The sequence below is a fragment of the Methylobacterium sp. WL6 genome (genome assembly GCF_008040095.1).
In the GTDB taxonomy this organism is placed as follows: Bacteria; Pseudomonadota; Alphaproteobacteria; order Rhizobiales; family Beijerinckiaceae; genus Methylobacterium.
This window is the reverse complement of sequence record NZ_VRVH01000033.1, coordinates 17,137-29,291: the sequence shown is the minus strand read 5'-3', so window position 1 is coordinate 29,291 and position 12,155 is coordinate 17,137. Positions and strand designations below refer to the sequence as shown.

General features: G+C 67.6%; 15 protein-coding genes and 1 pseudogene. 10 read left to right on the top strand and 6 right to left on the bottom strand.

All coding sequences use genetic code 11. From position 1 onward, the window contains the following. From FV230_RS29440 to FV230_RS07435, 3 genes and pseudogenes are all read right to left on the bottom strand, one after another. Window positions 1-483, bottom strand: a pseudogene (locus FV230_RS29440) (hypothetical protein); the annotation flags it as partial. A gap of 107 nt (window positions 484-590) precedes the next feature. Beyond that, entirely contained in the window at window positions 591-1,661 is a 1,071-nt protein-coding gene (locus FV230_RS07440; RefSeq protein WP_147727789.1) for a GTP-binding protein, read from the bottom strand. A gap of 48 nt (window positions 1,662-1,709) precedes the next feature. Beyond that, the gene (locus tag FV230_RS07435) at window positions 1,710-3,224 is read right to left on the bottom strand and encodes a D-alanyl-D-alanine carboxypeptidase family protein (RefSeq protein WP_147841882.1); all 1,515 of its coding nucleotides are present in this window, start codon (window positions 3,222-3,224) and stop codon (window positions 1,710-1,712) included. A gap of 252 nt (window positions 3,225-3,476) precedes the next feature. Here FV230_RS07435 and queE point away from each other — a divergent pair, with 252 nt between their 5' ends. From queE to rfbB, 3 genes are all read left to right on the top strand, one after another. After that, complete coding sequence (gene queE / locus FV230_RS07430) at window positions 3,477-4,109, top strand: 7-carboxy-7-deazaguanine synthase (protein ID WP_147727791.1); 633 nt, start codon at window positions 3,477-3,479, stop codon at window positions 4,107-4,109. A 257-nt stretch (window positions 4,110-4,366) separates the two neighbouring features. Then, window positions 4,367-4,918, top strand: a complete 552-nt coding sequence (gene rfbC / locus FV230_RS07425) for a dTDP-4-dehydrorhamnose 3,5-epimerase (protein WP_147841881.1) — start codon at window positions 4,367-4,369, stop codon at window positions 4,916-4,918. Between the two features lie 47 nt (window positions 4,919-4,965). After that, window positions 4,966-6,021 (top strand): dTDP-glucose 4,6-dehydratase, encoded by a 1,056-nt coding sequence (rfbB, locus tag FV230_RS07420; RefSeq protein ID WP_147841880.1) that lies wholly within the window; start codon window positions 4,966-4,968, stop codon window positions 6,019-6,021. A 25-nt stretch (window positions 6,022-6,046) separates the two neighbouring features. Here the strand turns inward: rfbB and FV230_RS07415 are convergent, their stop codons facing one another. From FV230_RS07415 to FV230_RS07405, 3 genes are all read right to left on the bottom strand, one after another. Further along, window positions 6,047-6,847 carry an FkbM family methyltransferase gene (locus tag FV230_RS07415; RefSeq protein ID WP_187275422.1) on the bottom strand — a complete coding sequence of 267 codons (801 nt, stop codon included), beginning with the start codon at window positions 6,845-6,847 and terminating at the stop codon, window positions 6,047-6,049. Further along, entirely contained in the window at window positions 6,823-7,395 is a 573-nt protein-coding gene (locus FV230_RS29435; RefSeq protein ID WP_187275421.1) for a hypothetical protein, read from the bottom strand. The genes FV230_RS07415 and FV230_RS29435 overlap by 25 nt, the downstream gene beginning before the upstream one ends. A gap of 697 nt (window positions 7,396-8,092) precedes the next feature. Then, on the bottom strand, window positions 8,093-8,674 hold the full coding sequence (locus FV230_RS07405) for a hypothetical protein (RefSeq protein WP_147841877.1): 582 nt from the start codon (window positions 8,672-8,674) through the stop codon (window positions 8,093-8,095). A 390-nt stretch (window positions 8,675-9,064) separates the two neighbouring features. On the opposite strand from FV230_RS07405, the gene FV230_RS07400 reads away from it, so the two are divergent. From FV230_RS07400 to FV230_RS07375, 7 genes are all read left to right on the top strand, one after another. Then, on the top strand, window positions 9,065-9,370 hold the full coding sequence (locus FV230_RS07400; protein ID WP_147841876.1) for a hypothetical protein: 306 nt from the start codon (window positions 9,065-9,067) through the stop codon (window positions 9,368-9,370). 113 nt (window positions 9,371-9,483) lie between these two features. Next, entirely contained in the window at window positions 9,484-9,804 is a 321-nt protein-coding gene (locus FV230_RS07395) for a hypothetical protein (protein WP_147841875.1), read from the top strand. Further along, complete coding sequence (locus tag FV230_RS07390) at window positions 9,785-10,579, top strand: hypothetical protein (RefSeq protein WP_147841874.1); 795 nt, start codon at window positions 9,785-9,787, stop codon at window positions 10,577-10,579. The genes FV230_RS07395 and FV230_RS07390 overlap by 20 nt, the downstream gene beginning before the upstream one ends. Before the next feature lie 366 nt (window positions 10,580-10,945). After that, complete coding sequence (locus FV230_RS07385) at window positions 10,946-11,149, top strand: hypothetical protein (RefSeq protein ID WP_147841873.1); 204 nt, start codon at window positions 10,946-10,948, stop codon at window positions 11,147-11,149. A gap of 83 nt (window positions 11,150-11,232) precedes the next feature. Next, window positions 11,233-11,463, top strand: a complete 231-nt coding sequence (locus tag FV230_RS07380) for a hypothetical protein (protein ID WP_187275420.1) — start codon at window positions 11,233-11,235, stop codon at window positions 11,461-11,463. Between the two features lie 3 nt (window positions 11,464-11,466). After that, window positions 11,467-11,838, top strand: coding sequence for a hypothetical protein (locus FV230_RS30640; RefSeq protein ID WP_246694785.1), 372 nt, complete (start codon window positions 11,467-11,469; stop codon window positions 11,836-11,838). Continuing rightward, complete coding sequence (locus FV230_RS07375; protein ID WP_246694784.1) at window positions 11,835-12,152, top strand: HNH endonuclease signature motif containing protein; 318 nt, start codon at window positions 11,835-11,837, stop codon at window positions 12,150-12,152. The genes FV230_RS30640 and FV230_RS07375 overlap by 4 nt, the downstream gene beginning before the upstream one ends. The last annotated feature ends 3 nt before the right edge of the window (window positions 12,153-12,155 follow it).

The window sequence follows — 12,155 nt, the reverse complement described above, 5'->3', positions numbered from 1 at the left end:
GCGCAGGCCCGCGAGCCGGCCGCGGACCGCGGCCTCGACGGCCTCCGCCCGCGACCCGTCGATCAGGGCGGCCGCGGGGTCCGGGAGGCCCGGCGGCTGCCACAGGTCGGCCCGGCCCCGCCCCCAGATCGGGTGCGGCATCGCCATCGGCATCACCCCGTGGAGCGCCGCGCGGCCGTTGCCGTCCCGGTCCCAGGCCAGGGCGAAGGCGATGGTCCGGCCGCCGGATTGATGGCGGGCGGCGCTCAGCACGTAATCCGGATCGACCCGCGGATCGGTGATCGCGCTGCGCGTCATCAGCGCCCGCCAGGCGGCGACCGCATCGTCGTCGACGGTGCCGGCACGGTGGAGGTCGACGCGCCAGCGCGACGCCGCATGTCCGTTCGAAGCCGCCTCCTCGGACGCCCGCGCGACCGGATGGCCGATCGCCGCCGCGTCGGGGACCGCCTGCCCGCCCTGGATGACCGTGAAGCCGTGCATCATGGCACCTGCGTCCCGCATTCGTGAGGAACCGTCCCACTCTGGAACGTTCGGCACCCCTGGAGGCGCCCTTTGGGGTGCGGGCTTCAAGGATGATGCCGCGGGAGCCGTCAGCCGCCGGGAATGGCAAGCGGGTTGTCGGTAAGCGCCGCCGCATCCGGCGCGTCGATCCGCGGGCGGCCGAGGAAGGCGTCCCAGAGCCGGAGGACGAAGTCCGGGTCGAGGTCGCGGACGATCAGGACGAGGCGCGAGGTGCGGTCGTCGTCGGGCCAGGCCGGCAGGGTGACGGGGGCGTGCACCACGTGCTGGACGCCGTGGACCACCACCGGCCGGTCGGGATCGTCGGCGATCGCGACGAGGCCCTTCAGGCGCAGCAGCTTCGGGCCGTGGCTTCCCCGAAGCAGGTCGAGGAACATCTCGAAGGACGCGCGGGGCACCGGCACGTCGCTCGTCAGCGAGAAGGCGCGGATCGCCGCGTCGTGCCGGTTCACGTCGTGAGCGTGCCCGTCCGCCTCCGGCACGGCTCCGAGCCAGGCCTGCACGTCGGCGGCCTTGCCGTCGAGGCCGAACAGGCCGCCGAGCAGCGTCTCGGCGGGGACGTCGGGCGGATCGATCGGTGCGGCCGGGTTGAGGGCGTGCAGGCGCGCCCGCAGCGAACCGGTGTCGCCGGCCAGATCCGCCTTCGCGAGGACGATCCGGTCGGCCACCGCCACCTGCCGCACCGCCTCCGGGTGGGCGTCGAGCGTGTCGAACCCGTTGACCGCGTCCACCACGGTGACGACGCCTTGCAGCCGGTACCGCATCACGAGGTAGGGGTGGTAGATCAACGCGTGCAGGATCGGCGCGGGGTCGGCGAGGCCGGTGGTCTCGATCACGACCCGGCGGAACGGCGTGATCCGGCCGTTGTCGCGCTTGCGCAGCAGGTCTTCCAGCGTCGCGATCAGGTCGCCGCGCACGGTGCAGCACAGGCAGCCGGCGCCGAGCAGGACCATGTTCTCGTCGATCGCCTCGATCAGCAGGTGATCGAGGCCGATCTCGCCGAACTCGTTGACGATGACGACCGTGTCGGCGAGCGCCGGATCGCGCAGCATCCGGTTGAGCAGCGTGGTCTTGCCGGCTCCGAGGAAGCCGGTGAGCACGGTGAGCGGGATCGGGTCCGGTCGACGGGGAGCGTCGGTCATGCCGCCGGCCTAGCGCGGCCGGGCGGCGGGCTCAATCGCGCGCGCCGATCACTCGTCCGCGGATTCGGCCGACTTGGCCGCGTTGGGCTTGGGCTTCGCGCCGGCCTTCGGCTTGGTCTGCACGGATTTGGCCACCGCGGGCTTGCCGCCCTTCTGCGTCACCGCCGTCGCCGGCTTGGCGTGGGTCGGCGGCTTGTGCTTGGCCTCCGGCATGCCGGACACGTCGACCGAGGTGTAGGCGCTGGCCGCGCGGGGCACGGCGCCGGCGATCGCGGCCTTCGCCTTGCCCTGGTCCTTCCCCTGAGCCTTTGCCTGGGTCTTGGCTTCCGCGGCCGCGGCGCGCTTCTGCTTGGCCGCCTCGAGCGCCGCCTCGCGCTTGGCCTTGGCGGCCTCGAGCTTCGCCTCGCGCGTGGCGGCGGCGGCGGCCTTCTCGGCCTCGGCCTGCTCGTTGAGCATGATCTGCCCCTCCGCCGGGTCGCGGCCGATCCAGACCAGGATCGGCTGCAGCGGGGCGCGCGGCGGCAGGGTGCGGTTGCGCGCGGCGGCGCCGTTGAGCGTCGCCAGGGTCAGCGCGGGCGAGGACAGGCCGGCGGCGCCGAGGAACTGCGCGCCGGCGTTGTCGGCGTTTCCGGCGATGGCGCCGGGGCCCTCGTCGATCGGCATCGGCTTCTTGCGGTCGCAGATGTAGGGCCGCATGTCGGGCGGCGCGCCGATGGCGGAGGCGGGTAAAGCGTCGAGCGTCTGCGCGGTCCATCCGGCCGACTGGCCGAAGCCGTAATCGAACAGGTCGGCGGCCTTGAGGTCGCGCTCGCGCGCGCTCGGGCTGCCCATCACGATGGTGAGGATGCGCCGGCCGTTGCGGTTGGCGCTGGCGACCACGTTGAAGCCGCCGGCGCAGATGAAGCCGGTCTTCATCCCGTCGACGCCGGCATAGCGCCCGAGCAGGCCGTTGTGGTTGGCCATCACCGAGCGGCCGAACTGGATCGCCGAGATCGAGAACAGGTCGTGCGAGTCGGGGAAGTCGCGCAGCAGCGCGCGGCCGAGCACCGCCATGTCGCGGGCCGAGGTCCATTGCCGGGGGTCGGGCAGGCCGTTCGGGTTGTACCAGCGACTCTCGCGCATGCCGATCCGGCGCGCGGTCTCGTTCATCATGTCGGCGAAGCCGTCGATCGTGCCGCCGAGGGTCTCGCCGATCGCCCAGGCCACGTCGTTGGCCGACTTGACCATGATGATCTTCAGCGCGTTGTCGAGGGTGAGCTGCGTGCCCGGCTTGAAGCCCATCTTCGAGGGCGGCTCGGCGGCGGCGGCGGCCGAGATCGTGATCAACGAGTCGAGCGAGACCTTGCCCTGCCGCACCAGGTCGAGGGCGACGTAGGTGGTCATCAGCTTGGTGATCGAGGCCGGGTACCAGGGGTCGGTCGCCCCCTGCGCGTAGAGCACCTTGCCGGAATCCACCTCCACCACGAGGACGGGTGCGGTCACGGCGTCGGCCGCCTGCGCAGCGAGCAGGCCGGCGAGCGTGGCGAGCCCCAGGGTGAGGCGCCTCAGGAAACGGTTCGACATCGACCCCGACTCAAAGCAGTGGAACGCCGCGCCGGCACCGGGCCCGATGCCGTCCCTCTCGCGGCCGCGAAGGAGGGCCCTGAGAACGTCGGCCGTTCAACGCGGGCACCGTGGCGAGAGCATGGCGGATCTTCGCGCGTCCACCGCCGCGATGTGGCGTTGCGGCACCGGCGCGCCTATGTGCTGTCGCGCGACGATCTTTTCAGGACAGGACGATGCCCCGGCCGTCATCGGCTCGGGCCCGGCGGGACGATGGCGTACGCGGTCAAGGAACTCTTCCACACGCTCCAGGGCGAGGGCGCGCAGGCCGGGCGGGCGGCGGTGTTCTGCCGGTTCGCCGGCTGCAATCTCTGGTCCGGCCGCGAGGCGGACCGGGCCGAGGCGGTCTGCCGGTTCTGCGACACGGCCTTCGTCGGCACCGACGGCGAGGGCGGCGGAAAGTTCGCGACCGCCGACCACCTCGCGGATGCGATCGCACGGACCTGGGAGGGCGGTCCCCACGCGCACTACGTCGTCTTCACCGGCGGAGAGCCGCTGCTGCAGCTCGACCCGGAGCTGATCGCGGCCGTCCACGCCCGCGGCTTCGCGATCGCGGTCGAAACCAACGGGACGCTCGCGGCACCGGAAGGGATCGACTGGATCTGCGTCAGCCCCAAGGCCGGTGCGCCGCTGGTGCAGCGACGCGGCGACGAGCTGAAGCTCGTCTTCCCGCAGGCCGACCTCGCGCCAGAGACGGTCGCCGACCTCGATTTCCACCATCGCTGGCTCCAGCCGATGGACGGGCCGGACCGGATCGCCAACACCGGCGCCGCCGTCGCCTATTGCCGCGCGGATGCCCGCTGGCGACTCTCGCTCCAGACGCACAAGATGATCGGGATCCCGTGAGCGCGCGCCCGCCGAGCCGATCCGTCGGCGGCCCGATTTCACCGGGCGGTTAACCCCATGGTCAACTTCTAGTTGTAATTTCAGGCGCGTGCTGGGATCGTTGCTGTCATGGCCCGGATCCGTCGGTTCCCTCGGATTGCCGAGCCTTGACAGCCCCGGGGAATGTTCGGAAGCCCCGTCGCGATGGGCGGGACAGGCGCCGAGGCTCGGTCCGGGGCGATGTCCGGCGCGAGCGCGGCGGCTTCGGGGAGCGTGCGATGGACGTGATCGAGACCCGGGTTCCGGGGGTGATGCGGGTTGTCCCGAAGCGCTTCGGGGACGCGCGCGGGTGGTTCTCGGAGACGTTCCGCGTCGACGCGCTGGCGCGGGCGGGGATCGCCTGCGCCTTCGTGCAGGACAACCAGTCGTTCTCGGCGCCGAAGGGGACGATCCGCGGGCTGCACTTCCAGGTCGCGCCGCAGGCCCAGGCCAAGCTCGTGCGGGTGCTGGCCGGGGCGATCCTCGACGTGGCGGTCGACCTGCGCCGTGACTCCGCCACCTACGGCCGGCACGTGGCGGTGAGGCTGGACGCGGAGGGCGGCGAGCAACTGTTCATCCCGCACGGCTTCGCCCACGGCTTCTGCACCCTGACGCCGGACACGATGGTGGCCTACAAGGTCGACGCCTACTACAGCCCGGCCCACGACCGCGCCCTGGTCTGGAACGACCCGGACGTCGGCATCGACTGGCCGGTCCTGGCCGCGGAGGCGATCCTGTCGGACAAGGACCGGGCGGCGCCGCGCCTGTCCGAGCTCGGGCCGGTGTTCTGAAGCCCCGGCGCGCGAGCGCCATCGACGACGTGAAGGAGAGGCCCGACATGCGCATCCTGGTGACCGGCGGCTGCGGCTTCATCGGCTCCGCCCTCGTGCTCCACCTGGTGCGCGACCTCGGCCACGACGTGCTGACGCTGGACGCGCTGACCTACGCGGCCAACCCGGTGTCGCTGGCGCCCCTCGCCGAGGATCCCCGCCACCGCCTGGTCGAGGCCGACATCTGCGACGCCGACGCGGTGCGCGCGGCCTTCGCCGACTTCCGGCCCGACGCGGTGATGCATCTGGCGGCCGAAAGCCACGTCGACCGCTCGATCACCGATCCGGGCGCGTTCATCCGGACCAACGTGATCGGCACCCAGGTGATGCTGGACGCGGCACGCGGCCACCACGAGGGGCTGGCGGCGGACGCGAAGGGCCGCTTCCGCTTCCTCCACGTCTCGACCGACGAGGTCTACGGCTCGCTGCCGCCGGGCGGGTTCTTCACGGAAGGCAGCCGCTACGACCCGCGCTCGCCGTACTCGGCCTCGAAGGCCGCCTCCGACCACCTCGCCCGGGCCTGGCACGAGACCTACGGCCTGCCGGTGCTGGTGACGAACTGCTCGAACAACTACGGGCCGCGCCACTTCCCGGAAAAGCTCATCCCGCTGATGATCCTCAACGCGCTCGAGGGCCGTCCGCTGCCGGTCTACGGCGACGGCCTGAACGAGCGCGACTGGATCCACGTCGAGGACCACGCCCGCGGCCTGGTGGCGGTGCTGGAGCGCGGCCGGGTCGGCGAGACCTACCTGCTCGGCGGGCGCGCGGTGCGCAACAACCTCGCCGTGGTCGAGGCGCTGTGCGCCGCCTTCGACCGGCTGCGGCCCGAGCACGCCCCGCACGCGCGGCTGATCGCCTTCGTCGCCGACCGGCCCGGGCACGACCGCCGCTACGCGATCGACCCGGGCAAGGCCGAGGCCGAGATCGGCTGGGCGCCGTCCAAGACCTTCGAGCAGGCGCTGGAGGAGACCGTGCGCTGGTACCTCGACAACGCGGCCTGGTGGCGCCCGATCCGCGAGGGCCGCTACGCCGGCGAGCGCCTCGGCCTCGCCCCGGCAGCTTGACCGAGCGCTCGCGACGCCTTCGACATCAGCATCGAGCGAGAGGGCGCTCCGTTATCTGAAACACGTGAGCGGCCAGATCGTACTTCGCACGCCGCTCCGTGCTCAGCCTCGCATAGGCAACCCGATCCTTCATGAAGTAGGCGTTGGCGCACACCAGGTCTCCATCGAAAGCCGGAACCTCTTCGATGCGCTTCAATCGCAACCCGAAAGGTTCGAGCTGCGCGATCAAGTCGTGAAACAACGCTTGCCGTTTGTAAACGGGATAGAAGAATACCTCCGTCTCGATGCCGACGACGTTGTGAAGCAGCGACCCGAACCCTTCGAGAACATGGCTCTCGTAGCCTTCGACGTCGATCTTGATGACGTCCGGAACGGGCGCCTTGCCGGCATCGACGAGGCCATCGTAGCGGGCACATTCGATCTCGACCGTATCTTTGACGTGATAGCTGGCCGCGATCTGATAATCGCTGAGGAATGCCGAGTTCGCCTCGAGTATCGACGTGCAGCCATAATGCTCCCCGATATGGAGCTGCTGCGGACCATTCCGGTCGGCCAGGCCGGTCTCGATCACGAAGGACTTTTCGAAGGCGGAGAGCTGATCGCGCAGGCGACGCGCCTCTTCGGGATTCGGCTCGAACAGCACCGGTATGATATTGTCTTTCTGTCGCAACCATTTCGGCTGGATGCCCTTCGATGCACCGACATCGACGAAATGAATCTTATGTTCCAGGCGGATCTTGCGCGATGGAAGGGGAACGATCTCTTCCAAAGCTTCTGATATGAGTGCGTAAGCCTTCTGTCTTAGATACGGCATCGTGCGCTCCACGGCTTCTCGACCAGTAGCAGCGGATCCGAACGAGAAATCAATTTCAAATCGGTACTTAGCCTTCTTGGCTCCAGCGCGCGCGAGCCGTTTTCCGTTCCTGTCGCGCCGTCGTGGCGGTATCCGGCGGCGAGGTCGCATCGATACGCTTGCATCGTGAAGTCGGCGAAGATTTTCCGGATCGCGCGCCGGAGATCCGGGATGGCGCGGAGAGCGGCGGCGCGCAGGCAGGCCTTCAGCTTGGCAAAAGCCTCCTCATCCTGCGCTTGTCGATGGATCGATCGGGTCGACGTCGGGGCGGTCGAGCGGTCGCTGGCGGCTCCGTGCGCCGGCCGCCGCGAGCCCCCGCGGACACCGGCGACCTTGTGGAGGTTCAGGTCGTCGAGGATGACGGTGTCGCGCCGCTCCAGCTTTGGGACCAGCCTGTCGGTGCCGTCGGCGCGAAACCAAGCCCCGTCCCCGGCCCGATCACGCAGGGCGACGGCCGTGGGACCGCCGGTGATAAGGGCGGCGGCGGTCTCGTGATGCCCGTGCGGGACGGCAGCGCGCACCGCGCGGAGCCCGGCCTCAGCGGCAGGCGACCGCCGTGTGGGTGGCCGTCGCGTCGCGGACGGTCGATCCGTCCGGATCGAGGCCGAGCCGCCCCTCGAACCAGTCCTGCCCGGTTGCTCTCACGTCCGCCCGTTCCTGCTCCGATGCCGCCGGAAGACGCGCACCGGCCGCCGGTGCCGGTCGGCACACCGTGCCCGCCAGGGCATCGCACGGCGCGTGCAGGACGATCTTCGAACCCGCCACGTGGAGGCCCGGGATCAGGTCGGCATGCGTTTCGGTGCACCGCGAGGCATGACCGCCACCCGACCGCATTCGTCCCTCGGCTATCGGCCGCCTGCGCCCACCAGCTTCCCGGATCCGGCCTTCCGGCTACCCATGACCGCGACCATGCAGCAGCCGCGCAGCTGGCCCGGTCCGAAATACGAGCCTGGGCAAACCCGAGCCCCGATCCCGCGTCGCCGGCAGCCCCGCCAGCCCCGATCCGGGCGGGGTGTGACCGCGCCGATCCCGCCCCATGACGGTCCCTGCAACCTGCGAAGCGGGGAAGCGCGGGGGGCTACGGGAGAGGACATGGTGGTGGGCCCGGCAGGAGTGAAATAGTCCAGCAAATTCAAGGGCTCTTTGGCAAGGTGCGGGAGCAGGGTGCATATCGAACCGTAAGGGGTATTTCCGCTGCCCCCCGCACCCAGGCCCAGGCTACTGCCCATACCATCGGATCTGGAGCTCGCCTCCCATGGCGGAGATTGCTTTATTCAGGCCCTCCAACAAAGCATAGTTTGCGGATGAGAAATTTGTGAAATATCCCGGAATGCCTGCCTCTTCATCGAGGTCGGCCAGAGTAAAATTTAGCTCTTTTGCCTTGCCACTAATATCTTCTAATAGTCTTAAGCCGCACAAATCTATCATTTTTCGCTGACGCCTCAGACGCAGCGCGCAAGTACGGTTTAGTATAGCGCCCTTCGACCTATTTGGTATATTTCTATGAATTTCGGCCCATGACGCCGAAGGGTATTTTGCTTTTAGCCACCCAATCTCTACCTCACTCCATCGAGCAGCGGCCTTCGAAACTCCAAGCTTGCAGGCTCTTAGCTTACGGGCATTATGCGATCGATGAGGAAGAACTAAGCTGAGCATAGAAAAATTTGGATAGTACTTTCTTATCAACCCGTCTTCTTCCTTGGTCCACCGCAACGGCATAAATCCACTGCTCGATCGAGGAGGCGGCTTGTCATCGAAGAGCCAATAGAGGTTCGGCGAAATCCAATCGAAGAAATCCATATGCCACCCCGTCGCGCTGAGGACGTGGGTTGAACTGTAGCGATCGGCAAAAACGAAAACCCCGCCCCAGCTTGCGCCGTGCGGGTTTCGTTGTACCGTGTCTGTGGGTGTGACAGCCCGGATCAGCGATGCCGCGAACCCTGGCAGGTTCAGCGCTCCCCTGGCAGGGACCGCAGCGGCAGATACTCGACCCTTGGCGGGGTCGGAACGGACGCGCTTGGCAGCGCGGCACCGAACGCGGCCATATTGGCCGGGGGCGGGCGTGCTGTCCAGAGCTGAAAGGCTTAAAAGCGTCCGGCTCGTCTCGCTGGCGAGCTGTCACCCCCCGGCTGCCGCGTCCGTTGCGCGGTGGGGCTGTGACAGGCCTTTCCACCAGCGAGAACCATCCAAATGACGTCCACCAACACCATACCGGCCGACGGGCTGAGCTTCGTTCCGATCCGCGGTCGCGCCCTCTCGCACGGCTATCACGTCGCCAGGCGCCGCAATTGGGCCGCTGATGCCGCATGGCACCTCGTCTACCTCTACGTGCTTGAGGACGAGGCCGGCACGACCCGTGGCGTATTCCAGGCCGGCAGCACTGAACCGGATGATCCGGATGAGTGGATTTTCCGGTCCCGCGTCGTGGGCCTCGAACACCTTCCGGCGACCCTGCCCCCGCATCCTCGCGTGCCGCTCGCGCTGGTCGTGCACTGACCGGTAAACCTGTGCTCATCACAGGTTCCGGCGACCGCCTCATCCGAGGCGGTCGCAATTGAAACAGATTTCGTGTTATTTCGGATCCGTTGAAAAAACCTTGAGGTGCTGACATGCGCACCACGCCACATGCAAACCCGGGCCGTAACGATCGCGCCTTCAAGTCCGCCGTAACCGGGCTGGAACGTCGCAAGCTCACGGTCGCCGGATACCGCTTCGGAACTCAGCCGCTCGTCGACCTTCGAATCCTTGCGCACCAGGGGGAGGGCGAGACCATCGCCTTGACCCTGCCGCAGGCCCGCCAGGCCATCCGCCTGTTGCTCGACGCAATCGAGGCCGCCGACGAACTCGCCCGCCACGACGGGACACCCCATTCGCCAACCGGTCGTGAGCCGGCGGCCGTGGATCGTCGCGATGCCGGAGCAAAGGCCTAAAGCGCCAACCCAAAGGCCGGAAGACGTCGTTGATCTATTCCGGGTGCTGCGCTTCATGAGCGCCGACTCGGACGTCACCGAGGCCCATTTCCGAATTGCATTTCGGGTCGCGCAATTCGTCCACGCCAAAACCGGCTGGGCGAAGGTTGGCGATGCCACGCTAATTGATCACCTGCCGCGAACGGATGCCAAGAAGCTGCGCAATTTCCGCCGCGCATTGGAATCGCTCGGTTGGATCAGAACCATTGAGGGCGAGCGCGGTCGACCGACCCGCTATCTATTCCTCGACACCCGCATTCCAGAAATTGAAAAACGCCTCGCTGATGCTGCCGAAAAGCGCGAGGTCGAATTCGCTTTGCGCAATGCTCGGGAGCATTCCGAGGCGAAGGCCGTCGCGCTGCAGGTGCAATTAACCGGGCGAATTTCCCCCCTTATCGACCGACCGAAGGCAGGGAATCTGTGCCCGGATAAGGGGGCCATATCACCCCCCCTTCTACCTAAGAGGTCTACCTATGGAGACTCTACCAGTAGGGTTCAGGATGTAGCTAAGGGTCCGACACGGACAGAGCCCGCACTGTGCATTGATTGCGGCGCCCCTGCCGTCGTTGAGCAGCGACACGCACTCGGCGGCAAGCTCTGGCCATTCTGCCAGGAGCACAAATTGGACGCCCCTGTAATTGAGGAGCGGCCAATTCCGTTAAACGGCAATTCTCCCTCTCTCAACCAAGAGAGGGCCGACCCGGATGACGCCTATCGGGCATCGTCGTGGGGCTGATCACCTGATCGGGATAGGCGCGGGGAGCTAATGCGGGGACCGCTGACGGGCTTCGACGCCCTTCCGGCTCCCCGAGCTCATCCGAAGCCTTCGACGCCCCTGCACGGCGCCGTTATTAGGACGCGCCGCATTGTCGCAAAGGAAGCCTAAAGCAATAGACCCCACCGGCAATTAGCAGCGCGCTGCCAGAAATCAAATGAGGTGATTTCCGGAAACGGCGGTTGCGATCCGTCCGGATCAATTGATACGGTTGGGAATACCGCGAATTGCGACTGCAGCAGCGCGGCACCCCTCGACAATTAATTCGGCCCGCACCGCCCGCTAATTCCGCGCGGTGCTTCGCCATGTCGAATTCAGGAGGCTTCGATGATGTTCGGACCCCGCGTCACGATCCCGGCGGCGCCGTCGCCGCTCGCCCGCATCATCTACGATCTCACCAGCGCCGGTGTCCGGGTGACGCCGCTGGCGATCCTGTCCCATGCGACCGACCAGGATCTCACCGACGATCAGGTGGCCGAACTGGTCGCCGCCCTCGACAAGATCGCGTTTTCCGACGCGGTGGCCGCGTAATGGCCGGCGAGCCAATTCCGGTCCGCATCTTGGGCGTTCGCATCTCGAACCGCGCACTCGACGGCAATTCCGATCCGGGCATCGTGTGCACGTTCGACATCACCATTCCGGGCTTCACTCTGTTCGCCTGCCAGCTCTACCGCGAGGGTAACGGCAAGATGCTGGTCTCGCCGCCGCGGTCTCAGCGCCACGACGGGATCGCGACCGGCATGCGGATTGATAGCGCGCCGCTTCGCGATGCCATGACGAAGGCGGCCTGCGATGCCGCCCGCTCATTCGGCGCCAGCGTCGACCCTGTGCCGGCGAAGGCCTGACCCATGGCACAGAACAACAGTCGGGACCGCCTCGACCGCTCCCTGGCGCGGCGTGGCGAGGATGCCGTGATCCGGCGCGCGATCGGCACGTCGCCGGCCACATACGCCGAGGCTCCGCTTCGAATTCTGATCCGGGGCTATAAGCCGGAGGAATTGTCGGGCGGCGTTGTGCAGGGCGATAGCAAGGTGATCGCCTCGCCGACCTCGCTCTTGGCTGTCTCGCCGACTGTATGGCCCGGCAAGGCGACTGGCACGCTGGTGCCGAAGAACCTCGACCAGGTGACGATCCAGGGTCGGTTGCGGTCGGTGCAGGCGGTGGCCGCGTTCTACGAGAACAGCGAACTGGTCCGCCTCGAGCTGCAGGTTCGCGGGTGACGCGGCCGACCGCGGCCCAACGTGGCTACGGATCGAGGTGGCGCAAGGCGCGCGCGACCTACCTCGCTCGCAACCCACACTGCCGCATGTGCGCCCGTGATGGCCGGCAGACCGTCGCCGTTGTCGTCGACCACATTGAGCCGCATCGCGGCGACCAAGCCAAGTTCTGGGATACGGCTGGGAATTGGCAGGGGCTCTGCCAGCCACACCACGACCAGACCAAGCGGCAGATCGAGTGCCACGGGTACTCCGATGAAATCGGCGCCGATGGTCTGCCGACCGATCCCCGCCATCCCTTCAACCGCCCGGACTAAGCC